This is a genomic window from Salinicola acroporae, from assembly GCF_003206615.1.
Classification (GTDB): domain Bacteria; phylum Pseudomonadota; class Gammaproteobacteria; order Pseudomonadales; family Halomonadaceae; genus Salinicola; species Salinicola acroporae.
This window is the reverse complement of sequence record NZ_PZJW01000005.1, coordinates 192,247-215,802: the sequence shown is the minus strand read 5'-3', so window position 1 is coordinate 215,802 and position 23,556 is coordinate 192,247. Positions and strand designations below refer to the sequence as shown.

General features: G+C 64.8%; 22 protein-coding genes. 14 read left to right on the top strand and 8 right to left on the bottom strand.

Going from position 1 to position 23,556, the window contains the following annotated elements; all coding sequences use genetic code 11:
• Position 1 precedes the first annotated feature (1 nt).
• From rlmB to DOM54_RS09045, 9 genes are all read left to right on the top strand, one after another.
• Positions 2-814 (top strand): 23S rRNA (guanosine(2251)-2'-O)-methyltransferase RlmB, encoded by an 813-nt coding sequence (rlmB, locus tag DOM54_RS09085; protein WP_110716089.1) that lies wholly within the window; start codon positions 2-4, stop codon positions 812-814.
• A gap of 232 nt (positions 815-1,046) precedes the next feature.
• Positions 1,047-1,466 carry a 30S ribosomal protein S6 gene (gene rpsF, locus DOM54_RS09080; RefSeq protein WP_110602534.1) on the top strand — a complete coding sequence of 140 codons (420 nt, stop codon included), beginning with the start codon at positions 1,047-1,049 and terminating at the stop codon, positions 1,464-1,466.
• Between the two features lie 26 nt (positions 1,467-1,492).
• On the top strand, positions 1,493-1,720 hold the full coding sequence (rpsR, locus tag DOM54_RS09075; protein WP_035472385.1) for a 30S ribosomal protein S18: 228 nt from the start codon (positions 1,493-1,495) through the stop codon (positions 1,718-1,720).
• 45 nt (positions 1,721-1,765) lie between these two features.
• The gene (locus DOM54_RS09070) at positions 1,766-2,617 is read left to right on the top strand and encodes a hypothetical protein (RefSeq protein ID WP_110716028.1); all 852 of its coding nucleotides are present in this window, start codon (positions 1,766-1,768) and stop codon (positions 2,615-2,617) included.
• Positions 2,618-2,633: 16 nt separating this feature from the next.
• Positions 2,634-3,080, top strand: coding sequence for a 50S ribosomal protein L9 (rplI, locus tag DOM54_RS09065; RefSeq protein WP_071231349.1), 447 nt, complete (start codon positions 2,634-2,636; stop codon positions 3,078-3,080).
• Between the two features lie 169 nt (positions 3,081-3,249).
• The gene (gene dnaB, locus DOM54_RS09060) at positions 3,250-4,635 is read left to right on the top strand and encodes a replicative DNA helicase (protein ID WP_110716027.1); all 1,386 of its coding nucleotides are present in this window, start codon (positions 3,250-3,252) and stop codon (positions 4,633-4,635) included.
• A 63-nt stretch (positions 4,636-4,698) separates the two neighbouring features.
• Complete coding sequence (locus DOM54_RS09055) at positions 4,699-4,992, top strand: hypothetical protein (RefSeq protein WP_110602539.1); 294 nt, start codon at positions 4,699-4,701, stop codon at positions 4,990-4,992.
• Between the two features lie 66 nt (positions 4,993-5,058).
• Positions 5,059-6,840, top strand: a complete 1,782-nt coding sequence (locus tag DOM54_RS09050) for a bifunctional diguanylate cyclase/phosphodiesterase (RefSeq protein ID WP_110716026.1) — start codon at positions 5,059-5,061, stop codon at positions 6,838-6,840.
• Between the two features lie 183 nt (positions 6,841-7,023).
• Positions 7,024-7,326: a DUF6482 family protein gene (locus tag DOM54_RS09045; RefSeq protein WP_110716025.1), complete on the top strand. Its 303-nt coding sequence runs from the start codon at positions 7,024-7,026 to the stop codon at positions 7,324-7,326.
• 182 nt (positions 7,327-7,508) lie between these two features.
• Here the strand turns inward: DOM54_RS09045 and DOM54_RS09040 are convergent, their stop codons facing one another.
• Positions 7,509-9,071, bottom strand: a complete 1,563-nt coding sequence (locus tag DOM54_RS09040) for a cryptochrome/photolyase family protein (protein ID WP_110716024.1) — start codon at positions 9,069-9,071, stop codon at positions 7,509-7,511.
• 110 nt (positions 9,072-9,181) lie between these two features.
• On the opposite strand from DOM54_RS09040, the gene hemH reads away from it, so the two are divergent.
• Positions 9,182-10,165 carry a ferrochelatase gene (gene hemH / locus DOM54_RS09035; RefSeq protein ID WP_110716023.1) on the top strand — a complete coding sequence of 328 codons (984 nt, stop codon included), beginning with the start codon at positions 9,182-9,184 and terminating at the stop codon, positions 10,163-10,165.
• A gap of 19 nt (positions 10,166-10,184) precedes the next feature.
• Here the strand turns inward: hemH and DOM54_RS09030 are convergent, their stop codons facing one another.
• From DOM54_RS09030 to DOM54_RS09005, 6 genes are read right to left on the bottom strand one after another with little or no spacing between them, the layout of a single operon-like run.
• The gene (locus tag DOM54_RS09030; RefSeq protein ID WP_206019061.1) at positions 10,185-10,577 is read right to left on the bottom strand and encodes a Na+/H+ antiporter subunit G; all 393 of its coding nucleotides are present in this window, start codon (positions 10,575-10,577) and stop codon (positions 10,185-10,187) included.
• An 11-nt stretch (positions 10,578-10,588) separates the two neighbouring features.
• Entirely contained in the window at positions 10,589-10,858 is a 270-nt protein-coding gene (locus DOM54_RS09025) for a K+/H+ antiporter subunit F (protein WP_110602547.1), read from the bottom strand.
• On the bottom strand, positions 10,855-11,352 hold the full coding sequence (locus tag DOM54_RS09020; protein ID WP_110716022.1) for a Na+/H+ antiporter subunit E: 498 nt from the start codon (positions 11,350-11,352) through the stop codon (positions 10,855-10,857). Before DOM54_RS09020 ends, DOM54_RS09025 begins: the two co-directional genes overlap by 4 nt.
• Complete coding sequence (locus DOM54_RS09015) at positions 11,349-12,866, bottom strand: monovalent cation/H+ antiporter subunit D (protein ID WP_110716021.1); 1,518 nt, start codon at positions 12,864-12,866, stop codon at positions 11,349-11,351. The genes DOM54_RS09020 and DOM54_RS09015 overlap by 4 nt, the downstream gene beginning before the upstream one ends.
• The gene (locus tag DOM54_RS09010) at positions 12,863-13,213 is read right to left on the bottom strand and encodes a Na+/H+ antiporter subunit C (RefSeq protein ID WP_110716020.1); all 351 of its coding nucleotides are present in this window, start codon (positions 13,211-13,213) and stop codon (positions 12,863-12,865) included. The genes DOM54_RS09015 and DOM54_RS09010 overlap by 4 nt, the downstream gene beginning before the upstream one ends.
• Positions 13,213-16,017, bottom strand: coding sequence for a monovalent cation/H+ antiporter subunit A (locus DOM54_RS09005; RefSeq protein ID WP_110716019.1), 2,805 nt, complete (start codon positions 16,015-16,017; stop codon positions 13,213-13,215). The genes DOM54_RS09010 and DOM54_RS09005 overlap by 1 nt, the downstream gene beginning before the upstream one ends.
• An 850-nt stretch (positions 16,018-16,867) precedes the next feature.
• On the opposite strand from DOM54_RS09005, the gene DOM54_RS09000 reads away from it, so the two are divergent.
• From DOM54_RS09000 to DOM54_RS08990, 3 genes are all read left to right on the top strand, one after another.
• The gene (locus DOM54_RS09000) at positions 16,868-18,226 is read left to right on the top strand and encodes a lytic murein transglycosylase (RefSeq protein ID WP_240613833.1); all 1,359 of its coding nucleotides are present in this window, start codon (positions 16,868-16,870) and stop codon (positions 18,224-18,226) included.
• 232 nt (positions 18,227-18,458) lie between these two features.
• A complete protein-coding gene (gene flhF / locus DOM54_RS08995; protein WP_110716018.1) occupies positions 18,459-20,723 on the top strand; it encodes a flagellar biosynthesis GTPase FlhF in 2,265 nt (754 codons plus the stop codon).
• Positions 20,720-21,172, top strand: coding sequence for a hypothetical protein (locus DOM54_RS08990; protein WP_110716017.1), 453 nt, complete (start codon positions 20,720-20,722; stop codon positions 21,170-21,172). Before flhF ends, DOM54_RS08990 begins: the two co-directional genes overlap by 4 nt.
• Before the next feature lie 99 nt (positions 21,173-21,271).
• Here the strand turns inward: DOM54_RS08990 and DOM54_RS08985 are convergent, their stop codons facing one another.
• On the bottom strand, positions 21,272-21,982 hold the full coding sequence (locus tag DOM54_RS08985; RefSeq protein ID WP_110716016.1) for a 16S rRNA (uracil(1498)-N(3))-methyltransferase: 711 nt from the start codon (positions 21,980-21,982) through the stop codon (positions 21,272-21,274).
• A gap of 149 nt (positions 21,983-22,131) precedes the next feature.
• On the opposite strand from DOM54_RS08985, the gene purD reads away from it, so the two are divergent.
• Positions 22,132-23,427: a phosphoribosylamine--glycine ligase gene (purD, locus tag DOM54_RS08980; RefSeq protein ID WP_110716015.1), complete on the top strand. Its 1,296-nt coding sequence runs from the start codon at positions 22,132-22,134 to the stop codon at positions 23,425-23,427.
• Positions 23,428-23,556: the final 129 nt, after the last annotated feature.

The following is a 23,556-nucleotide window of genomic DNA, read 5'->3' as shown; positions in this document are numbered from 1 at the left end:
GATGAGTCGTCCTACGAATCGCCGCACCTCGGCGAAGCCGCGCGAGCTGCCTCGCATGCCGGACGGGCTGGAGCCCGTCTACGGCGTTCACGCCGTTCGCGCGCTATTCGAACGCGGCCAGCCGCCGAAAGTGCTGTGGGTTCAGCAAGGCCATGCCGAGCAACGTCTGGAGGCTCTCCTGCAGCAGGCCCACGCGGCGGGCTGCGAGCTGAGACGAATGGCGCGCGAGGCGCTCGACAGTGTTTCCCATCAGGCTTCCCACCAGGGCGTGATCGGTTTCTGCGAGCCGCTGGTCGCCGAGAGCGAAACGACCTTGTGGTGGCGGCTCGAGCAATGGCAGGCCAGCCGGCCGCCGCTATTGCTGATACTGGATGGTGTCACCGATCCCCACAATCTGGGAGCCTGCCTGCGCAGCGCCGACGCCGCCGGGGTCAATGGCGTGATCGTGCCCAAGGACAAGTCCGCGCCGCTCAACGCGACGGTGCGCAAGGTGGCTTGCGGGGCGGCGGAACTGGTGCCGGTGTTTCAGGTCACCAATCTCGCTCGCTGCATGGAAAAGCTCAAGCAGCAGGGGGTCTGGATCACCGGTACCGCCGGCGAAGCGGACTCGCTCCTGTACGATGCCGATTTCACCGTGCCCTGTGCCCTGGTGATGGGCGCCGAGGGCAAGGGGATGCGCCGTCTGACTCGCGAGGCCTGCGATGGGCTGGTCAAGCTGCCGATGCAGGGCGGTGTCTCCAGTCTCAATGTCTCGGTCGCCACCGGCATCTGTCTGTTCGAGGCGGTACGCCAGCGGGCCCGGGGCGCCGGTTAAACTTGCGCTGACGGGGCTTGGTCTCTACAATTGCGCGGTTCTGTGGGCAGGCTATGCTCATGGAACGCGACTCCCGCCCAGGCCTGTCCGGGCGAATCGCCAATTGGTCTGAATATCCGGGATCGTGAGCGGGCATAGCGCCGTTCCCCCGGTATCGACTCCTTGCTTCTCGTGGTGGTCATCTCTTCAGGAGCATCACCGCGCGGAAGCTGCCAAACCGCAAGGAGCTAATATGCGTCATTATGAAATCGTGTTTATGGTCCACCCGGACCAGAGCGAGCAGGTTCCGGCCATGGTCGAGCGCTACACCAGCCTCGTGACCGAGAACGGCGGTACCGTACATCGTCTCGAGGATTGGGGCCGTCGCCACCTGGCCTACCCGATCAACAAGATCCACAAGGCACACTACGTGCTGATGAACATCGAGTGCAGCGGCGAGACCCTCGACGAGATCGAGAACATCTTCCGCTTCAACGATGCCATCATCCGCAGCATGATCGTGCGCAACAAAGAGGCTGTTACCGAAGCCTCGCCGATGATGAAGCCGGCCGAAGAGAAGAGCCGTCGCCGTGACGACAAGCCCTCCGAGCGTGGCGATCGTGAGCGTTCAGAGCGCCCCGAGCGTTCCGAAACCACCGCCGAAACCAACTGATTCGATTTCGCTAAGGAGAGACTCTCATGGCACGTTTTTTCCGTCGCCGTAAGTTCTGCCGCTTCACTGCCGAAGGCGTGAAGTACATCGATTACAAAGACATCGATACGCTGAAAGCCTACGTCACCGAAACTGGCAAGATCGTCCCGAGCCGTATTACCGGTACTCAGGCGCGCTACCAGCGTCAACTGTCTACCGCGATCAAGCGGGCACGTTACCTGGCGCTGCTGCCGTACTCCGACAGCCACCAGTAAACCCTGATCCGGTAGTCCACGATCGGTAATCCATAGCGAGGCATCATGCTGGCACTGGCACGTTGGATCATGCGCGGTACGCCACAAGCGATAGCGGCGGCCGCACTGACAGCGTTGGTGCCGTGGCTGTTCTGGTTCAGCGCCGCCGTTGCCGGGTTGGTTACCCTGCGCCGGGGCATGACCACGGCGGCGCCGGTGTTGATGGCCGCCGCTCTCCCCGCCGGTTGGTGGTGGATGCAGGGCGATTCGGTGCCGCTGGCCAGCATCCTGCTGGTGACGTTGATGGCGACAGTGCTGCGGTCACGCATGCGCTGGTCCGAAGCGCTCATCGTTGGCAGCGTGGTCTGCATGGCGCTGGTGCAGCTTGGCATCTTCGTGCCGGCCGGAGGGACCGCGCCATTGCTGGCGGAACTGCGGCAGAGCTCGTCGGAGGTTGCCAGCATGCTCGACCAGCTATCGGCGCAGGGCGTCGATACCGAGTTGATGGCGACGCTGGTGATCGGCGGGGCAACCGGCCTGGTCGTGCTACTCGCCGGGATCGCCTGCCTGGCGCTGGCCCGCAGCTGGCAGGCGGGGCTTTACAACCCCGGCGGGTTTCGCGAGGAGTTTCATTCACTGAGGCTATCGCGCAAACAGCTCCTGCTGCTGGTCGGATTGATGGCGCTGGGCATGGTACTGGCCGTTCCCGCCGCCAGTCTGCTGGCCTGGGTTCCGCTGCTGGTCGCCGGCGTGGCACTGGTTCATGGGTTTATCGGTTTGAAGGGAATGAGCGGGTTCTGGCTGGTAGGCTTTTATGCCTTGCTGTTGACCACCTGGCCCACGATTCTGATTGTACTGCTGTTGGCGTTGGTAGATACCTTCGCGGATTTTCGCGGTCGACTGACACGCAGTGATTGACGAGAGGTTCACGAGAATGGAAGTCATTCTGCTCGATAACATCGGCAAGCTGGGCGACCTGGGTGACAAGGTCACCGTCAAGCCCGGATACGGCCGTAATTACCTGGTTCCCTACGGCTTGGCCGTGCCGGCAACCAAAGACAACGTCGAAGCGTTCGAAGCGCAGCGCGCCGAGCTCGAAGCCCAGGCTGCAGAGCGCAAGGCCCAGGCCGAGACTCGTGCGGCGCAGCTCGCCGAAATCGAACTGTCTCTGGTCGCGAAAGCGGGCGATGAAGGCAAGCTGTTCGGCTCCATCGGCCCGCGCGATCTGGCCGAAGCCATGGCCCAGGCCGGCATCGAAGTCGCCAAGAGCGAAGTGCGCATGCCGGAAGGCCCGCTTCGCCAGACCGGCGAATACGACATCGCGCTGCAGCTGCATGCCGAAGTCACTTCCAGCGTCCGTGTGGTGGTGGTGGCCGAGTAAATCTCGACCGTCGCCGTCGCCGAGACGTCTGGCCGAAGGCACGCAGGGTTTACGCCCTGCGTGCCTTTTTCATGGCCGGGGGGCGTGGCGATGGTGGCTGCCGACTGGGTAGAATGAGCGCCAGACTTTTGCAGTGTGTTCTGCGCGCGACACGGGATGAACGCCAAGCATGAATCAACGCGTCGACAATGATCACGAAACCGCCCAACTGAAGATGCCGCCCCACTCGCTCGAGGCGGAGCAGTCGGTGCTGGGCGGGCTGATGCTCGACAACAGCAGTTGGGACACGGTGTCGGAGCGACTGGTCGCGGACGACTTCTATCGTCACGAGCATCGCCTGGCATTCAATGCGATGGCGGAACTGGCCGAGAGCGCGCACCCACTCGATGTCGTCACGCTGTCGGAAGCGCTGGAGCGCCGCGACCAGCTCGAGAGCGTGGGGGGGCTCGCCTATCTGGCGGAGCTGGCCCGCAATACGCCGTCGGCCAGCAACATCCGCGCCTACGCCGATATCGTCCGCGAGCGGGCGACGCTACGGAAACTGATTCAGGCCTCGCGTCAGATCGCCGACAGTGCCTACTCGCCGGAAGGGCGGCCGCCGGACGAACTGGTCAACGAGGCCGAGCGCCTGGTGTTTCAGATCAGCGAGTCGCGGCCCAAGTTCGGTGGGCCGATCGGCATGAGCGACCTGCTGACCAAGGCGGTCGACCGGATCGACGAGCTGTTCAACATGAAGGGGCAGATGACCGGGATCTCGACCGGTTTTCGCGATCTCGACGACATGACCTCGGGTCTGCAACCCTCGGACCTGGTGATCATCGCGGGCCGCCCCTCCATGGGCAAGACCACCTTCGCCATGAATCTGGTCGAGCACGCGGTGGTTTCCAACGACAAGCCGGTCATCGTGTTCTCGATGGAGATGCCGGCGGAATCGCTGATGCTACGTATGCTCTCTTCGCTGGGGCGAATCGATCAGACGCGGGTGCGTACCGGCCAGCTCGAGGACGAGGATTGGCCGCGCTTGACCTCGGCGGTCAACCTGCTCAAGGATCGGCAGCTGTTCATCGACGATACGCCGGCGCTGTCGCCCAACGAGCTGCGGTCGCGGGTGCGTCGCATCGCCCGCGAGCATGGCAATGTCGGGCTGGTGATGATCGACTATCTACAGCTGATGCAGGTACCGGGGCTGTCCGAGAACCGCACCGCCGAGATTTCGGAGATCTCGCGCTCGCTGAAGGGCGTGGCCAAGGAGTTCAACTGCCCGGTGGTTTCGCTCTCCCAGCTCAACCGCTCGCTGGAGCAGCGGCCCAACAAGCGCCCCGTCATGTCCGACTTGCGCGAATCCGGCGCCATCGAGCAGGATGCCGATGTCATCGCCTTCGTCTACCGCGACGAGGTCTACAATTCCGACAATCCCGACAACAAGGGGCTGGCCGAACTGATCATCGGCAAGCAGCGTAACGGTCCTATCGGCACCGTCCACATGGCTTTCATCGGCAAGTACACGCGATTCGAGGATCTGGCGCCGGACAGCTACGGTCAGCACTACGAGTAAGTCAACGGATAGTGAAGAAGCCGGCGGTGCCGGTGTTTGGGAAAGATATCAAGGAGTCGAATCATGGCAGGTGGATTTCAGCGGGGGCGTCGTCAGCGGGTTCCCAAGATCGAGGTACGTGGCCAGCTGGAAAAGCTGGAACGGGAAGGTCCCTTCAAGGAGTGGCTGGGCATGCCCGATCTCTACCGCCATTGGCTCACGGTCGATGGCGAACTCTACAGTTATCAGACGGAAGATGCCGAGCTGCCGGTTGCCATCGGTGATCGCGTGGTGTTTCGCTACAAGGAGGCGAAGGCGGGCAGGTGGATCGACCGCAACTCTCTGGGCAAGGCGATCGACCCCTCCGCTTATCAGTAGTCGCTGCCATTTCGGGATGTTGTTGTAATTTCATGTGTCATTATTGTGTCATGATGTTGCGCTTTCATGGCATTCATGAACCCACCCTCCGCTTCCCTCGGCAACCCTTGCCTCGATGAGATCGTCGCCCGTCGAGATCTGAGCGTTCATTTCCAGCCGATCGTTTCCGTCACGACCGGCCATATTCTGGCGTACGAGGCGTTGTCCCGCGGCCCGCGGGACTCGCCCTATGCGAATCCGATCCCGATGTTCCGGGCGGCCCGCGAACGCGGCTTGCTTGCCGCACTGGAGCGCGGATGTCGAGAACGGGCGATCGAGAGTTGGGTGAATACCGGCCTCGGCGAGCTGCTGTTCCTCAACGCCAGTCCGGAAGTCCTGATCGATCCCGAGGATCTCGGCGGCCAGACGCTGGCACTTCTTCACCAGCACGGTCTCTCGCCCGAACGCATCGTCCTCGAGATCACCGAGCAGTCGCCGGGGATCGATTCCGACCTGGTGGCCGAGGCTGCCCGTCATTATCAGTCTATGGGGTTCTCCATCGCGCTGGACGACCTGGGAGACGGTTACGCCGGCCTGCGACTCTGGTCCCAGCTCAACCCCGACTACGTCAAGCTGGATCGCCACTTCGTCAGTCGCCTTGACGAGAACCCCGTCAAGCGCCGTTTCGTCCGCTCCATCATCGATATCGCGCACAGCATGGATAGCCGTGTCATTGCGGAGGGGGTGGAGCGGGAGGGGGAACTGGATACCCTGCTCGAGCTGGGGGCGGATTATTGCCAGGGGTGGTTGTTTGCGCGCCCCGATGCCGCTCCTCATCGGGTACGCGAGCCGCTCGAAGCCCGGCTGGCGTCACTGGCTGCCCACCATCGCCCGGCCACTGGCGCGACAGAGATCCGGCGCCTCAGTGTGCCGCTGCCCGCGCTGGACGCCGGTCTCTGCGTGGCGGAGGCGTCCGAGCGCTTCAGCCGTCTGCCGCATGCCAATGCGCTGGCGGTCGTCGATGGCCGGAGCCGACCGATCGGCATTCTGGGGCGTCAGCAACTGATGGCGCTGCTCGGCAAACGCTTCGGTTTCGATCTTCACGGCCGTCAGCCCGTCACCAGGGTGATGCGGACTCAAGCGCTCTGCGTGGAGGCCCACGAGCCGCTGGAGCGAGTCTCGCGCAAGGTGACGGGGCGAGAGGAGGCGTCCCGCGACGAGGATTTCATCATCACCGACGGTGGCCGCTATCTGGGTATGGGGCACGTCATCAACCTGCTGCAACTGTTCACCGAGCAGCAGGTCCAGATGGCGCGCCAGGCCAATCCGTTGACCCAACTGCCTGGCAACCGCCCCATCAGGTTGGCGTTGGAACACTACCAGCGCCAGGCTCGGGGGTTCGTCGCCTGCTATCTGGATCTCGACAACTTCAAGCCCTTCAATGATCGGTTTGGTTACGCCTTGGGGGATCGAGTGATCCTCGCGCTGGCGAATCTGGTGAGAAGCGAGCTGGGGCGGGAAGACTTTCTGGGCCATCTCGGCGGTGACGACTTCATACTGCTACTGAATGATGGGAAGGATCTCCACCGTCGGCTGGCCGGCATACAACGCCGCTTCAGCGTGGAGAGCCACGCGCTGGTTCCCGCCGACGCCAGGGCGGAAGATGGCTTTCATGCCAAGGACCGCTACGATCAATGGCGTTTTTTCCCGCTGGTCCGCCTGTCGATCATTGCGCTTCGCCTCGGTGCCGAGGCCAGGGTCGATAGCTTCGGCGATCTCTGGAGCCACTTCAAGCCGGCGGCCAAGCGCGCCGCCAACGGCCGGGTCGTGGTGGCGCTGGACCACCGTTCGGCGGCTGCCGGGGAGTGAACGATCGGCGTGTCTTGGCGTCTTAGGACCTGTTCACACACTCCACGCGGCTCGCTGGCATATCGTGTGAACAGGCCCTGGTCACAGCTTTGTCACATTTGACTGTCAGGGTATCGCGACGGGACGGCAAGGAGCGTCTCCCGATCCAGAACACGATTCCATACACCACCACAGGAGGGAACCATGGAACTCAAGGAGCTAGCGCACTATCAACGACATCACGAGAACTTCGAGATCCGCGTCATCGCCCATGCTGGCAGCCGCTACTATCAGGTCATGCTGGAGCCGCACGACGGTACCACGCAGGCCTTGACCCGACGCGGCAAGCCGATGCTGTTTCGCGCGCTCGACGATGTCTACGGCGAACTGAAACAGGCCGGTATCCATCGCGCCTATCTGGTCCAGCAGGTAGCCAACGACGAGATCGTCGGTCATGAGCCCCACTACCACGATCCGCTGCTGTCGCGGATGCCGCTGGTTTTCTGATCCCGGACCGATAGTCTCGATGACGCCAGTCTGACGTATTTTCCATTCACCAACCTGATTTCCCTCCGGCGAGTCCTGCAGTGACTTGCCATGTTCTGGAGGGAATGCTGTCTCTCTTCTCTCTTCTCTCTTCTCTCGTTTACACCGATGCCGGTCTGCCAGGCTTCGCGGATCTGCAGACTTCAGCGCCGCCGATAGCCTTCTGCGTGATCACCTTGGCCATAGGGCGCCTCGAAGTGGATCGAATGCAGGAATCGCTCTGCCTGGTCGAGGATGGCCGCTTGCTTGTCTTCCTGCATGCGATCCCAGCTCCCGTAGATCAGTTTCATGCGGTGGTTGCCCCGCAGACGCTCGCGATGACCCTCCAGAAAGTGCCAGTACAAGCTATTGAAGGGGCAAGCGTCCTTGCCGGTGACCTGCTTGACGTCATAGCGGCACTGGCGGCAGTGATCCGACATGCGGTCGATGTATTTTCCCGACGCGCAGTAGGGTTTGGAGCCGAGATAGCCCCCGTCGGCGTAGAGGGTCATGCCCAGCGTGTTGGGCAGCTCGACCCATTCGAAGGCGTCGGCGTAGACCGCCAGATACCAGTCGCAGAGCGCTGCCGGGGCGACTCCGCAAAGCAGCGCGAAGTTGCCGGTGATCATCAGGCGCTGGATATGGTGGGCATAGGCGTTATCCCGAGTCATCTCCAGGGCGCGCCGGACGCAGCGCAGATCCGTGTCGGCGGTCCAGTAGAAGTCGGGCAGCCCACGTCGGGCGTCGAGGCGGTTCTCGCGCTTGTAGTGCGGCATGCGTTGCCAATAAATGCCGCGGACGTACTCGCGCCAGCCCAGAATCTGGCGCACGAATCCCTCCACGGCGTTGATGGGTGCCGCGTCCCGCCGCCAGGCCTCCACGGCGGCATCGCAGACCTCGCGGGGAGAGAGCAGGCCGATGTTCAGCGACGCCGAGAGTCGCGAGTGAAACAGCCAAGGGTCCTCGTCGCTGATAGCGTCCTGGTAGGTGCCGAAGTCGGGTAGCGCGTGGGCGACGAAATGGCGCAGGTCGCTCAGTGCCTGGCGTCGCGTTACCGCCCAGTTGAAGCCATCCAGGGTGCCGAAATGGTCGCCGAACTGCGATTCGACCAGTGCCTGGACCTCGCGGGTGATATCGTCCCGACGATGACGTGGCGGCTCGGGGAACTGGAGGCGTTTATCGACGGGCTGTCGGTTGTCGTGATCGAAGTTCCACTGTCCGCCGGCCGGTTCGTCCTCCTCCATCAGCAATCCGGTACGCTTGCGCATTTGACGATAGAAGTCTTCCATCCGAAAGCGTCTGCGTCCCTCCAGCCACTCGCCGAACTCGGCGATGGAGCAGTAGAAACGGGTATCGTCGTAGAGTCGCCAGCGCGTGCCCCGACCCTGGATACGCTCCAGCAGCCGCCATTCGCCGGGATGTGTCACCCGGATTTCGTCGCAGCCATAGGCGTCGGCGAGTCGCTCGGCTTCCTGTAGCAGATCCTGGCGGTTGTCGTCGTCGTCGAGCCGGCTGTAGTGGACCTGATACCCTTTGTCGCGCAGGGTATCGGCGAAGTGACGCATCGCCGACAATATCAGCACGATCTTCTGAGGATGGTGAGGGACATACTCCCCCTCCGCCTTGACCTCGCAGAGAGCGACAACGGCATTGGCGGGGGCGTTGGCGAGGGGTTCCAGCTCCTCGCACAACTGATCACCCAGAACCAGGATCAGCGGACGCGGCATGAAGTTATCCATAAATTATACACATTGTGTTAATCGTATAAGATGATCGGGTAAGTACAAGCGATGTTGGTAGAATTTCATCAAAGGATGGCAGGGAAAGGAGTGGTGCTATGGCGGCCCGTTATGGAGTGCTGCTGGTCAATCTGGGAACGCCCGAGGCGCCTACGGCCAAGGCCGTGAGGGAATACCTCGGAGAATTCCTCGGCGACCCCCGGGTCATCGATGCGCCACGCTGGCTTTGGTGGCCGATTCTGCACGGCGTCATCCTGCGAATTCGCCCGCCCAAGGTTGCCAAGGCCTATGCCTCGGTCTGGCAGGAGGAGGGGTCACCGTTGCTGGCGATCGGACGGCGCCAGCAGCGCGCGTTGAGGGAATCGCTGGCCACCCGCACCGGCGAAGCCATCCCAGTGGAGCTGGCGATGACCTACGGCAAGCCGAGCATGGAGGAGGCCGGACTCAAGCTGCGCGAAGCCGGCGTGGGGCGCATCCTGGTGGTGCCGCTTTATCCCCAATTCTCGCGTACCACGACCGGCGCGGTATTCCAGCGCTTGGCCAAGGCGTTGGAACCTTGCCCGCATCTGCCGGAGCTGCGCTTCGTACGCGACTATCACGACCACCCGGACTATATCGCGGCGCTGGCAGCCAGCGTCCGCCAGCACTGGGAGACCAATGGCGACCGCGGTCGGCTGCTGATGTCCTATCACGGTATCCCCAAGCGCTATGTCGACAACGGCGACCCCTATGCCAGGCACTGCGAGACCACCAGCCGGCTATTGGCCGAGGCGCTGGGGCTCGGCGAAGGGGAGTGGTTTCAGAGTTATCAGTCGCGATTCGGCCGTGAGGAGTGGCTCAAGCCCTACACCGACGAGACGCTCAAGGCGTGGGGCGCGGACAAGACCGAGTGCGTCGATGTCATCAGCCCGGCCTTTGCGGCGGACTGTCTGGAGACCCTGGAAGAGATCGACGCCGAGAACCGCCACTACTTCCAGCAGGCCGGGGGCGGGCGCTACCGCTATATCCCGGCGCTCAACGAGCGTCCGGAACACGTTGCCCTGCTGGCCCATCTGGTCGAGCAGCACACCGCCGGCTGGTGACGCTGGCGGCGGTGCTCTCCTAGGGCAGAGGCGAGTCGCCCTGGGGGGCTTCCTCGATGGTGTGCCTGGGCTTATCGCTTTCCAGCTCGACCGGGTTGCCGCGGGTGCGGGGATCCGGCTTCAGTTTGTGGTGCAGCGCACTCTTGGCCAGCATGTGGGCCGATACCGGTGCGGTGATGAAGGCGGAGATGGTGATCAGCAGTTCCTGGATGATCGGACCGTCTTCCCGGCTGAAGTAGATCAGCGAGCCGATCAGGGTGCAGCCGACACCCAGTGTCGTCGTCTTGGAAGGGCCGTGGAGACGCATGTAGAAGTCCTTGAGGTGCGTCATCCCCAGCGAGCCGATGAACGCAAACGCGCCACCGGCAATGAGCATGAAGGCGACCGCGCCCTCGATAATCGTATCCAGCATCGTCACGCCTCCTATTCGATGATGTCGCCGCGCAGCAGATACTTGCAGATGGCGATGGTGCTGACGAAGCCCAGCATCGCGATCAGAAGCGCCGCTTCGAAGTAGTCCTTGTTGTTGACCCAGATACCGAACAGGACGATCAGCGCGATCGAGTTCATGTACATGGTGTCCACCGCCAGTACCCGATCCGGCAGGCTGGGTCCGACAACGGCGCGATAGAAATTGAGTACGATGGCGGCGCAGAACAGCGCCAGCGCGATCCACAGGGCCATGTCGATCATGATTCGAAGATCTCCATCAGGGGGCGCTCGTAGCGCTGGTGAATTTCATCGATCAACGCCCTGGTGTCCGCCACGTCCAGCGCGTGGATGAGCAGCGTCCTGCCGTCGAGCCGCAGGTGGGCGGAGACGGTCCCCGGCGTCATGGTAATGGTGCTGGCCAGGATGGTGATCGGAAAATTCTCCCTCAGCGTGAGCGGGTATTCGACGAAGGCCGGTCGCATCTGGCCCCGGGGGTCGAGAATCAACTTCGAGACCTGGATGTTCGCGGTCACGATGTCGCCCAGCACACGTAAGAAGTAGCCCAGCAGTTTCAGAGGACGCTTGATGGTCGGCTGGCGCTCCCAGAAAGGTCGGCAGACCACCGGGATCAGGATCGCCAGCACACCGCCGAGGAGCCACTGCCCCAGCGCGACGCTCTGCTGCAGCAACAGCCAAACCACAAGCAGTAAAAGGGATAGTACCGGCATCGGCAGCCAGCGAGTGGGAGGAATCATGAGTCACCTCCGGCAATGTTGCGGGACAGGATCGCCTCGGCATAGGCGTCGTGATCGAGCAGTTGAGTGGCGCTGGCATCGGTGAATCGCGTGATTGGACCGGCGAGAATCGATAATGCCGGTGACGCGCCGAGCAGCAGGATCAGTCCCGCCAGCATCGCCGGCTTCAACCTGGGGCCGTCGCTGTCGCCGCGCCCCGCCTTCCAGAACACGGTCGAGCCGCTACGCGCCATGGCGACGAGCCCCGCCAGGCTCGACAGCAACAGCAGCGACCACAGCCAAGGTTGCTCGCTCGGCAGCGCGGCATTCAGCAGCAGCGCCTTGCCGATGGCGCCCGACAGTGGCGGCAGGCCGATCACCGTGACCGCACCGATGAAGTAGAACAGCCCCAGCAAGGCCGGTTGGGTCACGCCGCGGCCGGGGACGATCCGTGCGCCAGCCTTGCCGCGCTGCTCGCCGATCGCGTCGGCCAGCAGGAACAGCCCGCCGCTGACCAGGGTGGTATGGATCATGTAGTAGAGCAGGGCGGCGAGAGGCGCCTCGCGATTCATGCTGACCCCGACCAGCAGGGTGCCGACCGAAATCAGGATCAGGTAGGCCACCTGGTTGCGCAGGTCGCGGGCCGACAGTACGCCCAGGCCGCCGAGTGCGAGTGTCGCCAAGGCGAACCACCACAGCCAGGGTTGAACGAAATTCGCCAGCTCGCCGGCACCGCTGCCGAAGATCAGCGTGTAGACCCTCAGAATCGCGTAGATGCCCACCTTGGTCATGATCGCGAACAGTGCCGCTACCGGCGCCGGCGCACTGCTGTAGGCGCGCGGTAGCCAGAAATAGAGCGGCAGGATCGCGGCCTTGAGACCGAACACCACCAGCAGCAGGAACGCGCCCGCCTTGATCAGGCCGAGCCGGTCTGGGTCGAGCGCGGCGACCTTCTGCGACATGTCCGCCATGTTGAGCGTACCGGTGGTGCCGTAGAGCACGCCGAGCGCGATCAGGAACATCGCCGAGCCGGCCAGGTTCAGCGCCACGTAGTGGAAGCCGGCCTGGGTGCGATCCTTGCCGCCGCCATGCATCAGCAGCGAGTAGGAGGCGATCAGCAGGACCTCGAAGAACACGAACAGGTTGAACATGTCGCCGGTCAGGAAAGCACCGTTGATCCCCATCAACTGCAACTGGAACAGGCCATGGAAGTTGCTGCCCTTGCGGTCGTCGCCGGCGCAGGCGTAAGCGACGCTGCCAAGGGCCAGAAAGGCTGTCAGGCAGACCATCAGCGCCGAGAGTCGATCCAGCACCAGCACGATACCGAACGGGGGCTGCCAGTCGCCCAGCGCGTAGTAGGTGATCTCGCCGCTGTCGCTCTGGATGACCAGTACAGCGCTGATCACCAGCAGTGCCGCCGTGCTGGTCAAGGCGATTGCTCGCCGAGGCAGCACGATCGAGTCTCGTTTGACCAGCATCAGCAGTCCGCTCAGGAGCGGCAGGAGGATCGGAAGCACGATCAGATGATGCATCATGACTTCTCCTCCTTCGGCTCTTCGCCGCGCTGATCGTTGACCTGATCGCTACCCTGGTCGCCGCGCACGCGCATCGCCAGGATCACCGAGAACGCGGTCATGGCGAAGCCGATCACGATGGCGGTCAGGACCAGTGCCTGGGGGAGCGGATCGGCGTAGTCGGTGACGCCTTCGCGGATGACCGCCGCGCCGTTGGTGGTGAGCCCGCCGGTGGAGAACAGGAACAGGTTGACCGCATAGGAGAGCAGGGTCAGTCCCACGACCACGGGAAAGGTGCGGCCCCGCAGTGCCAGATAGAGACCGCTGGCGGCCAGGAAACCGGTTACGGTGGCGTAGAGCGCTTCCATCAGACGGTCTCCTTTTCGTTCTCTTTGCTGGGCCGGTGTCGCGTGGTCAGTTTGCCCAGGTTGGCCAGAATCATCAGCGTGGCACCGACGACCGTCAGGTAGACCCCGAGATCGAACAGCATCGCCGTGGCCAGCTCGATCTCGCCGATATAGGGGATCGAGAAATGGCCGAAGGCGGAGGTCAGGAAGTTGTGGCCGAACAGCCAACTGCCGAGGCCGGTCAGCGTGGCGATGGCCACGCCCGTCACGGCGATGGGTTGGTACTGGAAGGAGAGGCGCTGCTGGGCCCAGTCCACGCCACGGGCGATGTAGAGCAGAATCAGCGCGACCGCCGTCACCAGACCGGCGATGAAGCCGCCGCCAGGTTCGTTGTGACCGCGCAGGAAGATGAATACCGAGACCAGCAGCGCCAGCGGCAGCAGGCTCTGTGACACGGTCGCCAGCAGCATGGGATGCAGGTCCTTGGACCAGGGACGACCTTCGCTGTCGCTCGATGGCATGAACAGGCGTAGGCGATTGAGCAGCTTGTAGATGCCGATGGCGGCAATGCAGAGCACGGTGATCTCGCCCAGCGTGTCGAATCCGCGGAAGTCGACCAGGATGACGTTGACCACGTTGTGCCCGCCACCGCCACTGACGCTGTTGTCGAGGAAGAAGCCGGAGATACTGTCCAGCGGCCGGGTCAACAGGGCGAAGTTGAGGCTCGCCACCACGCCGCCGAAACCGGCGGCCAGCAGCACGTCCCTCACCACGCGAGCGCCAGTGGACTCCTTGGGCGTGCGCTGGGGCAGGAAGAACAGTGCCAGCATCAACAGAATGACGGTCACCACTTCGACCGCCAGTTGTGTCAGCGCGAGATCGGGGGCGGAGAAGCGGGCGAACGCCAGCGACACCATCAGCCCGACGACCGACAGCATCATCAGCGAGACCAGCCGGCGGCGGTGGAGAACGGCGGTACCCAGGCCCGCCAGGATCGTGATGGCGGCGCCGGCGAGCAGCAGGCCGTCGAGCGGCTGCGGCTGGCGCGAGCCCTGCAACTGGTCGAGATCCAGCAGTCCGCTGCCGGTGAGGAACAGCACCGCCACGATCAGCCACAGCATGTAGCGCTGCAGCGAGCCGTTCTCGAGCCGGTCGATGGCGACCTGGGTCCATTGCAGCAGGCGGCGCACGCTGTGCTCGAAGATCATCAGCGCGTTGCGTTGCGGGAACTGGCGCTGGAAGCTGAACAGGTTGCGGCGCACGGCGTAGATGCCGACCCCGCCGGCCAGCGCGATGGCGCTCATCAGCAGCGGCAGGTTGAAGCCGTGCCAGATCGACAGATGAAATTCCGGCCTCGGCGCCAGGATCGTGGCCCGGGCGGCGGCATCCAGCACTCCCGATACGATCACTGCCGGGATCAGTCCGATAACGACGCACAGGCCAACCAGCAGCAGCATGGGCAGGCGCATCGGGAGCGGCGCTTCATGGGGCGCCTTGGGCAGTTCCTTCGCTTCCGGGCCGAAGAAGACATTCCGAATCAGACGCAGCGAGTAGGCCACCGACAGCACGCTGCCGAGCGTCGCCAGCACCGGGATCAACCAGGCCAGGCCGCCCAGCAGACTACTCTCCAGTGTCTCGGTCAGCATCATCTCCTTCGAGATGAAACCATTGAGCAGCGGCACTCCCGCCATGGAGGCCGCGGCCAGGCCCGACAGCGCCGCCGTCATCGGCATGCTGCGGCGCAGCCCGCTCAGCTTGCGGATGTCCCGTGTTCCGGTCTCGTGGTCGATGATCCCGGAGGACATGAACAGCGCCGCCTTGAACATCGCGTGATTGATGATGTGGAAGAGCCCCGCGACCACGGCCAGCTTGCTGTCCAGCCCGAACAGCATGGTGATCAGGCCCAGGTGACTCACGGTGGAGAACGCCAGCACGCCCTTGAGATCGTACTTGAGCAGCGCGAAATAGGCGGCGTAGATCATCGTCACCAGCCCGGTGAGGGTGACGATGTAGAGCCATAACTGGGAGCCAGCCAGCGCGGGGTGCAGGCGGGCGAGCAGGAACACGCCCGCCTTGACCATGGTGGCGGAGTGCAGGAACGCCGAGACCGGTGTCGGTGCGGCCATCGCATGCGGAAGCCAGAAGTGGAAAGGGAACTGTGCCGATTTGGTGAACGCGCCGAGCAGCACCAGCAGCAGCGCTGGCAGATAGCGCGGGTCGGCCTGGATCAGCTCGCGGCTGTCGAGCACCGTCTGCAGGTCGAAGGTGCCGACGATATGGCCGATCAGCAGGAAACCGGCCAGCATCGCCAACCCGCCCAGGCCGGTGACCGCCAGCGCCATGCGTGCGCCGCGACGTGCCTCGCTCTGGTGATACCAGTAGCCGATCAGCAAGAACGACGACAGGCTGGTCAACTCCCAGAACACCCACAGCAGCAACAGGTTGTCGGCCATCACGATGCCGATCATGGAGGTCATGAACAGCATCAGGTAGGCGTAGAAGCGCGGCATGCTGTCCTCGGGCGACAGGTAGTAGCGCGAGTAGAGAATGATCAGCAGGCCGATGCCCAGAATCAACAGCAGGAACAGCAGCGAGAGGCCGTCGAGACGGAAGGCCAGGTCGAGGCCCAGTTGCGGCACCCAGCTCATGCTTGAGTGGTAGACCTCACCGGCAATCACGCCCGGGGCATGGGCGATCACGATGCCCAGCGCGATCGCGGGAAGCAGGGCGGTGGACCAGGCATTGAGATTGCGTTGCCGGTTACTGCTCAGCAACGGTACGAGGCTGCCCAGTAGCGGCAGCAGAACGATCAGCGGCAGTGACATGAAGTTGTCGCTCTATTCTTGGATCAGGGAGGCCCGTTTCTCGATCTGCCTCATGGTGGCAGCCGGCCCGCTCGAGCTTCGTTTCTCGCCCGTCGCGATCGATCCGCGCCCCTAGCTCGCCTCAGTGTAAGCGATGTTGCCAGTCGCACGAGGCGTGCGTCTTGGGGATGGTCGACGTCGGGGACGATGATGTCCTTCTCCGCGCGAGACGAGGCGGGTGGCCCTCTGCGGACAAGCAGCGATGGCGGTACCCATGGTCTCATGGCGTACCTGTCGCCAGGTCAGGGTCGCTGGGGCGGATCGGTCAGATAAGGACGACGGACGCCGCGGGGTGCCAGCATCCAGGCAGGGGTCCGGCCCCGAAGTGTGATCGTGGCAGCGATGGATGGCAGCGTCTGGGCACCGATACGAGTCGGGGCACCAATACGACAGGTCGCGCATGTCAGCGAAAGCTGGCTAGGCATGTGGCCCGGCATGGTGTCTCTCCTCCCTTCAGTAAACGCCTGGTCATGATTCGCTGAGCGCGAAATTATTGAAAATATTAGTAAATTATGGGAACCGAATGGTGGCGTTGGTCCGACTTTACCACGCCGATATACACCTAGCCATAGGTGGCGATGGGTGGCGGCTGTCCTGGCGCGGGCAACCTGGGGCCTCCAGCCTGGTCTCGACGGAAGGGCGCAACGCCGGGGGCGGCGCTGCTTTCCGGCCCTCGCGCAGGGCGTGATGCCGTCGGCCGCGAGTCACTCCCCTGCACGGCGGGATACGCTACACTGCGGTGCAATCCGCCAGCACAACCGCTTCGGCGCCCAGCATCTCTTGGAACCACTTCAGCATAAGGATATGTCCCGTGAAGCGTTCACTACCGGTCAAGGCTCCCGCCGCACTCTCGCTCTGCCTCTCGCTGGCGCTACTGGGATGTCAGAGCGTCGCCGATACCCATGCTGCGTCGAAAGGTCGCGCCGACGAAACGGTCGCCTCCAGCGCTCCCCAGGGGACGACGTCAAGCCCGTCCGACTCCCGGACGGCGACCGAGGAGACCGACAACGGTTCCGGTGCCGCCACGGATCCCGGGCGCGTGCAGGATCCGGCCGGATTCGACGCCTGGGTCGAACAGTTCCGACAGCGGGCGGCCGCCGAGGGGATCGATCGGGCGACGCTGGCCGAAGCGTTCGATCGAGCCAGTTACCAGCCCCGCATTCTCGAGCACGATCGCTCCCAGCCCGAGTTCACCCGCCAGATCTGGAGCTATCTCGACAGCGCCGTCTCGGCGTCGCGCGTTTCCAATGGCCGCGAGCGCCTTGCCGCCAACCGGACCACGGCGGATGAGGTCACCCGGCAATACGGCGTCCCCGGGGAAATCATCGTTGCCATCTGGGGGATCGAGAGTAACTACGGCAGCAACTTCGGCGACTTCGAGACCATCGATGCGCTCTCGACGCTGGGTTTCGACGGCCGTCGCCAGTCGTTTGCGCAGGGCGAGCTGATGGCCGCCCTCAAGATATTGCAGAATGGCGATATCGACCGGGATCGCATGCGAGGCTCCTGGGCGGGGGCGATGGGACATACCCAGTTCATCCCGAGCAGCTTCCTGGCCTACGCGGTTGACGAAGACGGTGATGGCCGCCGGGATATCTGGGGCAGCATTCCCGACGTGATGGCGTCGACGGCCAACTACCTGGATGCATCCGGTTGGCAGCGAGGGCAACCCTGGGGTGTCGAGGTCACGTTACCGGACGGCTTCGATTACTCCCAGACCGAGTTGTCGGTGCGTCACCCGAGCCAGGCGTGGCAGGCCCAGGGGGTGAAGCGCCTCGACGGCCAGCCGCTGCCGGACTTCGATCAGGCCTCGGTGATCGCCCCCGCGGGTGCCCAGGGGCCGGCGTTTCTGGTCGGGCCCAACTTTCGCGTGATCATGCGCTACAACGCCTCGACCAGCTACGCGCTGGCCGTCGCCACGCTGTCGGACCGGCTGGCCGGACGACCGGGGATCCAGGGCGAATGGCCGCGGGGCGAACCGGCGCTCTCGCGTGATCGCATTCGTCGCATGCAGCAGGGGCTCAACGCCCACGGCTTCGACGTGGGGACGCCGGATGGTCTGGTTGGCCCCAACACCCGCGCTGGCCTGCGGGCCTACCAGCGCAGCATCGGCGTGGTCCCCGACGGCTACCCGACGCAAGCCCTGATCCAGCGCCTGACCAGCGGCTGACCCCACCCCGGCGCGCGGCGGGGAGCCGTTCCCGCGTCGCGCGTTCGCTGGCGACCCTCCCCCGAGGATCGCGCTCGCGTATCGCCTCGATATCGCCCAGCCTCGGAATTGGCACCGATTTGACCGCCATTCCCGGCCATGCCCGGTGCCCGGCGGCTGGCAGACTGTGACCGCGAATCTTCAGTGGCGGTCGGCGACTTCCGGCGGACTGCCCCGAACCATCGAGGAAGTCATGGGCGTCCAACGTTTCATAGCCAGTACCAGCCGCGAGGCCATGCGTCAGGTGAGATCGGCACTGGGGGATCAGGTGCTGATCCTCTCCAACCGCGCGGTCGAAGGGGGTGTCGAAATCATCGCCATGCCGGAGCAGGCCCATGAGCAGGCGCTGGCCGGTCTCGAGTCGCAGGTGAGTCCCGCGGCGACCGCCCTGCCGGAGCCTGCCGCCACGCCCACGGTGGAGACGCTCGAGGCGCTCAACCGCCGGTTGCTGGATGACGTGCGCGCGCTGCTTCGCGACAACGCCTCGTCTCCGCGAACCGGTTCCCCGTCGCTCACGGCTTCGTTACGCCGACGCCTGATGCAGGCGGGGTTCAGTGCATCGCTGGCCGAGGACATTCTCCAGGACCCGCCGGAGGAGCTGCGCGAGGAGGCGCCCGAATCTCCCGTCGTTGAGGCCTGGCTGCTGCGCCAGCTGCGCTCGCGGCTGGCATGGCTGGAGGACGAGGAGGCGCTGTTCGCCGATGGCGGGGTGTTCGCGCTGGTCGGCCCCACCGGTGTCGGCAAGACCACCACCACGGCCAAGCTGGCCTCTCGTTACGTGATGCGCCACGGACCCAAGGACGTGGCCCTGGTGACCACCGACAGCTACCGCATCGGCGCCGCGGAGCAGTTGCGAATCTACGCCAGGCTACTGGGAACCGAGGTCCACGCGCTCGAGGAGGATGGCGACCTGGGAGAGCTGGTCGCCAGACTGACGCAGCCACGTCGCGCCCTGCTGTCACGCAGCGCGGGGAAAAAACTGACGGTGATCGATACCGTCGGCATGAGTCAGCGTGACCAGCGGCTGGTAGGGGAGATCTCACGCCTGGCCGAGGGGCCCGCGCCGGCAAGACGCGTGCTGGTGCTCAACGCGGCCAGCCATGGCGATACCCTGGCGCAGGTCATCGAAGCCTGGCAGCAGGCGTCGCTGGATGCCGGGGCGCCGCTGTGGGGCTGCATCCTGACCAAGCTCGACGAGGCGGCGCGACTGGGCAGCGTGCTCGACGTGGTCATGCGGCATCGTCTCAAGCTCTGTTACGTCTCCCGCGGTCAACGCGTGCCGGAAGATCTCGAGCGGGTGGAGGCCGATGCGCTGCTCGCCGAAGCGCTGTCGCTGGCGGGAGAGTCACCCTTCGACGAGCTTCGGGAAATGGAGACGCTGCCATTGCCGCGGGCCCGCCAGCAGGCGCTCTCCCGTGGAGTGCTCCGCCAGGGCGGTGCGCTGGAGACGACGCTCGCTACCTTGAGGCAGCACAACCTGGGCATGGCGCTGCTCGAACAGGTCTGGCATCGCGCCAATCGCGTCGGGGCCGCCTCCGGCGATTTTGCGCGGCTCATGGACGACATGACTCAGCAGCGGCTAGTGGCCTCCAGTCGGCATTCCCACGCATTGTTCTGGTCCAAGAGTGGCAATGTCAGCGGTGGCGACCGGGCGATGCCGCTGGTCTCGCTGGACCACCACGGTATGCCGCAGCCGCTGGCCTGGCCGCGCCATCGGCTACCGGCCGGCCAGCGCGGGCAATTGGAGTGGGCACGGCCGCTCGGCGTCGGCTGGCACCTGTTCGCGCAGTTGCCGAATGTCGCCGAGCTCGAGGACCTCGATAGTCAGGGGCAGGGCTGGCTGGCATCGGTCACGGGAAGTCGCCGCTTGCGTCACGCTGGCGAATGGCTGGCGCTATCGCAGGCGATGGCGCTGGGCGAGAAGGTCGGCAAATGGGCGGTGCGCCATCAGGGCCGCGCGGCGGACCTTCATGTGATGCGACTGGAGACGAGCCTTAGCCAGCGTCGCCAGGATCAGCACGCTCTGCCAGTCGTGGCCTGGCATGGCGAAGTCCGCGACCGTGACGACGGCCGCCGATTGGCGAGCCGTTACTGGCTCGGCACGGCACAAGCCGGGTTCGATGCCGCCTCGCGGCTGCCCGCGGCGTTTGCCGGCGATGCCCTGCCCGGCATGACACGGCAGGCGGATCGGATCCTGGTCGATCGCGGCCTGGTGACCCACGACAGCGAGCAGCGCTGGCACCTGGCCGCGATGCTGGCAGCGCTGGCGCTACGGCTGAGCGAAGAGGAGCAGGCCTGGGCGATGGATGTCCGGGCCAGCTTGTCGGGAATTGCCCAGCGTCGCTGTGGACGGCGTCCCAAGGCGCTGCTGGAGGCGCTCATGGATACGCTGAGCGCGCATGCCGCGCTGGCGCGGGCGGGAGTGGTCACGTCTGCCGATGTGGCCGTGGCGGCGTGAGCGACCAGGCGGCCGGCTTGCGCGCCCGGTTGAGCCCCGGTGCGATCTGCCTACGAGTGGTCGGCGAGCCGGGGGACGATGCGCTGAGGCGGGCACTGGCCGCGCTGCCCGCCCCGGAAGGCAGAACCTGGCTGGCGCAGGGGGAGCACGAGACGGGGATGTCTCCGGCCGTGTGGCTGTTGTGGGTGGATACGGTCCGACTCGACGTGGCGGATCTCTATCGGCGGCTCAAGCTGGCGGTTCCCGCCGGTCGTGCCCGGGTCCCCGTGCTGTGCTGGTTGTACGACTCCCGTGACGGCACCTTCTTCCCGACGCTGGACCCGGATAGTGCTCGCCTGCTCGATAATCTCGGCGTCACCGCGGCCCGGTTTCTCGGTATCGAGCTGATTCGCGATCCCGCGAGCTGGCTGGGTCGATATTCATCGAGGGTTCGGGCATCGGCGGGTTGATGCCCTGCGCCACCGAGGCGATGGCGCCGGGACGGCGGCGCCTCAGCTTCCGCCCGTCGCCGCCGTGGGCACGGCTATCCGATGGGGTGGATCGTCGCCTCAGAAGAGTCGCGCGAGCAGCGCGGTAACGGCGGTTTCCACGCGCAGAATGCGCTCTCCCAGATGAATCCCCTCGAAGCCCAGCTCGAGGAACTTTTCGACCTCGTAATCGACGAAGCCGCCTTCCGGGCCGATCGCCAGCAGCGTCGGCTCGGTGATGGCGCGAGGGCAGGCCTGGGCCAGTCCGGGGTGCGCCAGCAGCCCACGCTGGCCCTCGAGCAGGGCTGGCAGTCGATCTTCCACGAACGGCTTGAAACGGGTCTCCAGCGTGATCTCCGGCAGCCGGGTATCGCGGGCCTGTTCCAGCCCGAGCAGCAAGTGCTGGCGGATCTTCTCCGGCTTCAGTTCGGGGGATTGCCAGTAGCTCTTCTCGACACGTCGGGTGTGCATCAAGGTCACGTGTTTGACCCCGAGCGCCGAGACGTGCTCCAGCGTCCTAGCCAGCATCCGCGGGCGGGGCAGCGCCAGCAGCAGATGGACCGGCAGTGGCGCCGGTGGCTCGCGGTCGAGGGTGACCCGGAACCGCGCTTCGGTGTCGCTCAACGCGAGCAGTTCCCCGCGGCCCATCAGGCCATCCAGGGCGCCCACGGTCAGGCTGTCGCCGGGTGCGGCGCGGTGGACGTCGACGAGGTGGCGCAGGCGGCGCGGATCACGAACGGTGGCGTGAGTGTCGTCCAGCCACTCGTCGGGCTGCAGCAGAATCAGGTTCATGAGGTAGCGGATCGGCGCATCGTGGCAGAGGATCGGGCAGGGCGATCATTCTGCCTGAAGCCGGGGAGCCTGAACACAGCGGCGAGCGCCTGGCCTTTCTGACATAATGCGCCCATGCATTCAGTCACAGTTCCAGAAGAAGGCGAGCGATGAAGGTTCTGATCATTGGCGGGGGCGGGCGCGAACATGCGCTGGCATGGAAGGTGGCGCAATCGCCGCAGGTCGAGACGGTGTTCGTGGCGCCGGGCAATGCCGGCACCGCGCGGGAGTCCGGCCTGACCAACGTGGCCATCGACGTCATGGAGAGCGAGGCGCTGATCGCGTTCGCCCGCGACAACGCCGTCGAGTTGACGATCGTCGGGCCGGAAGCCCCTCTCGTCGCCGGCGTCGTCGATGCGTTCCAGGCGGCCGGACTGGCGATCTTCGGCCCGAGCGAGGGCGCCGCCCAGCTCGAGGGCTCCAAGGCGTTCACCAAGGACTTCCTGGCGCGCCATGCGATCCCTTCCGCCGACTATCAAACCTTCAGCGATGTCACGCCCGCCCTGGCCTATCTCGAGCAGATGGGCGCACCGATCGTGATCAAGGCCGATGGCCTGGCGGCGGGCAAGGGTGTGGTCGTGGCGATGACCGAAGCCGAAGCCGAAGCGGCGATTCGCGACATGCTCGAAGACAACGCCTTTGGCGACGCCGGGGCGCGGGTCGTGATCGAGGAGTTTCTCGACGGCGAGGAAGCGAGCTTCATCGTCATGGTCGACGGCGAGCACGTGCTGCCGATGGCCACCAGCCAGGACCACAAGCGGGCGGGCGATGGCGACACCGGCCCCAACACTGGCGGCATGGGTGCCTACTCGCCGGCCCCCGTGGTCACCGAGAGCGTCTACCGGCGCATCATGGACGAGGTGATCCTGCCCACCGTTCGTGGCATGGCCAGCGAGGGGCATCCCTACACCGGTTTTCTCTATGCCGGACTGATGATCGACGCCGAAGGCGCCCCCAGGGTGATCGAGTACAACTGCCGCTTCGGCGACCCGGAGACCCAGCCGATCCTGATGCGCTTGAAAAGCGATCTGGTGGTGCTGTGCCAGGCGGCGCTCGCGCGTCAGCTCGATCAGGTCGAGTGCGAGTGGGATTCACGTGCCGCCGTCGGCGTGGTGCTGGCGGCGGAGGGGTATCCCGGCAGCTACCGCAAGGGTGACGAGATCACCGGACTCGAGGCGGCTGACGCAGCCGGCTGCAAGGTCTTCCACGCCGGTACCCGCATGAGCGACGATGGTCGCGTCGTCACCAGCGGTGGGCGCGTGCTATGTGTTACCGCTCTCGGCGAGACGGTCGGCGCCGCGGCGGCACAGGCTTACGCCGGTCTCGACGTGGTGCGCTGGCCCGGCGCCGAGTACCGGCGCGATATCGCTTATCGCGCCATCGCCCGAGAGCATCAGCCGTCGTGAAAAACCGGTCGCTCTAGAAACAAGGAAAATCCGCCATGCAGCAAGTGAGGCATCGATCAACGGTCGGAGAGCGACTCGAACGCGCGAGTCGCCGCGGCATTGTGGCGGGTTTTCGCGCTAGCCGGTCGA

Coding starts and splice junctions, on each gene's coding strand:
- rlmB (WP_110716089.1), top strand. CDS start 2: ATGAGTCGTCCTACGAATCGCCGCACCTCGGCGAAGCCGCGCGAGCTG.
- rpsF (WP_110602534.1), top strand. CDS start 1,047: ATGCGTCATTATGAAATCGTGTTTATGGTCCACCCGGACCAGAGCGAG.
- rpsR (WP_035472385.1), top strand. CDS start 1,493: ATGGCACGTTTTTTCCGTCGCCGTAAGTTCTGCCGCTTCACTGCCGAA.
- DOM54_RS09070 (WP_110716028.1), top strand. CDS start 1,766: ATGCTGGCACTGGCACGTTGGATCATGCGCGGTACGCCACAAGCGATA.
- rplI (WP_071231349.1), top strand. CDS start 2,634: ATGGAAGTCATTCTGCTCGATAACATCGGCAAGCTGGGCGACCTGGGT.
- dnaB (WP_110716027.1), top strand. CDS start 3,250: ATGAATCAACGCGTCGACAATGATCACGAAACCGCCCAACTGAAGATG.
- DOM54_RS09055 (WP_110602539.1), top strand. CDS start 4,699: ATGGCAGGTGGATTTCAGCGGGGGCGTCGTCAGCGGGTTCCCAAGATC.
- DOM54_RS09050 (WP_110716026.1), top strand. CDS start 5,059: ATGGCATTCATGAACCCACCCTCCGCTTCCCTCGGCAACCCTTGCCTC.
- DOM54_RS09045 (WP_110716025.1), top strand. CDS start 7,024: ATGGAACTCAAGGAGCTAGCGCACTATCAACGACATCACGAGAACTTC.
- DOM54_RS09040 (WP_110716024.1), bottom strand. CDS start 9,071: ATGCCGCGTCCGCTGATCCTGGTTCTGGGTGATCAGTTGTGCGAGGAG.
- hemH (WP_110716023.1), top strand. CDS start 9,182: ATGGCGGCCCGTTATGGAGTGCTGCTGGTCAATCTGGGAACGCCCGAG.
- DOM54_RS09030 (WP_206019061.1), bottom strand. CDS start 10,577: ATGCTGGATACGATTATCGAGGGCGCGGTCGCCTTCATGCTCATTGCC.
- DOM54_RS09025 (WP_110602547.1), bottom strand. CDS start 10,858: ATGATCGACATGGCCCTGTGGATCGCGCTGGCGCTGTTCTGCGCCGCC.
- DOM54_RS09020 (WP_110716022.1), bottom strand. CDS start 11,352: ATGATTCCTCCCACTCGCTGGCTGCCGATGCCGGTACTATCCCTTTTA.
- DOM54_RS09015 (WP_110716021.1), bottom strand. CDS start 12,866: ATGATGCATCATCTGATCGTGCTTCCGATCCTCCTGCCGCTCCTGAGC.
- DOM54_RS09010 (WP_110716020.1), bottom strand. CDS start 13,213: ATGGAAGCGCTCTACGCCACCGTAACCGGTTTCCTGGCCGCCAGCGGT.
- DOM54_RS09005 (WP_110716019.1), bottom strand. CDS start 16,017: ATGTCACTGCCGCTGATCGTTCTGCTGCCGCTACTGGGCAGCCTCGTA.
- flhF (WP_110716018.1), top strand. CDS start 18,459: ATGGGCGTCCAACGTTTCATAGCCAGTACCAGCCGCGAGGCCATGCGT.
- DOM54_RS08985 (WP_110716016.1), bottom strand. CDS start 21,982: ATGAACCTGATTCTGCTGCAGCCCGACGAGTGGCTGGACGACACTCAC.
- purD (WP_110716015.1), top strand. CDS start 22,132: ATGAAGGTTCTGATCATTGGCGGGGGCGGGCGCGAACATGCGCTGGCA.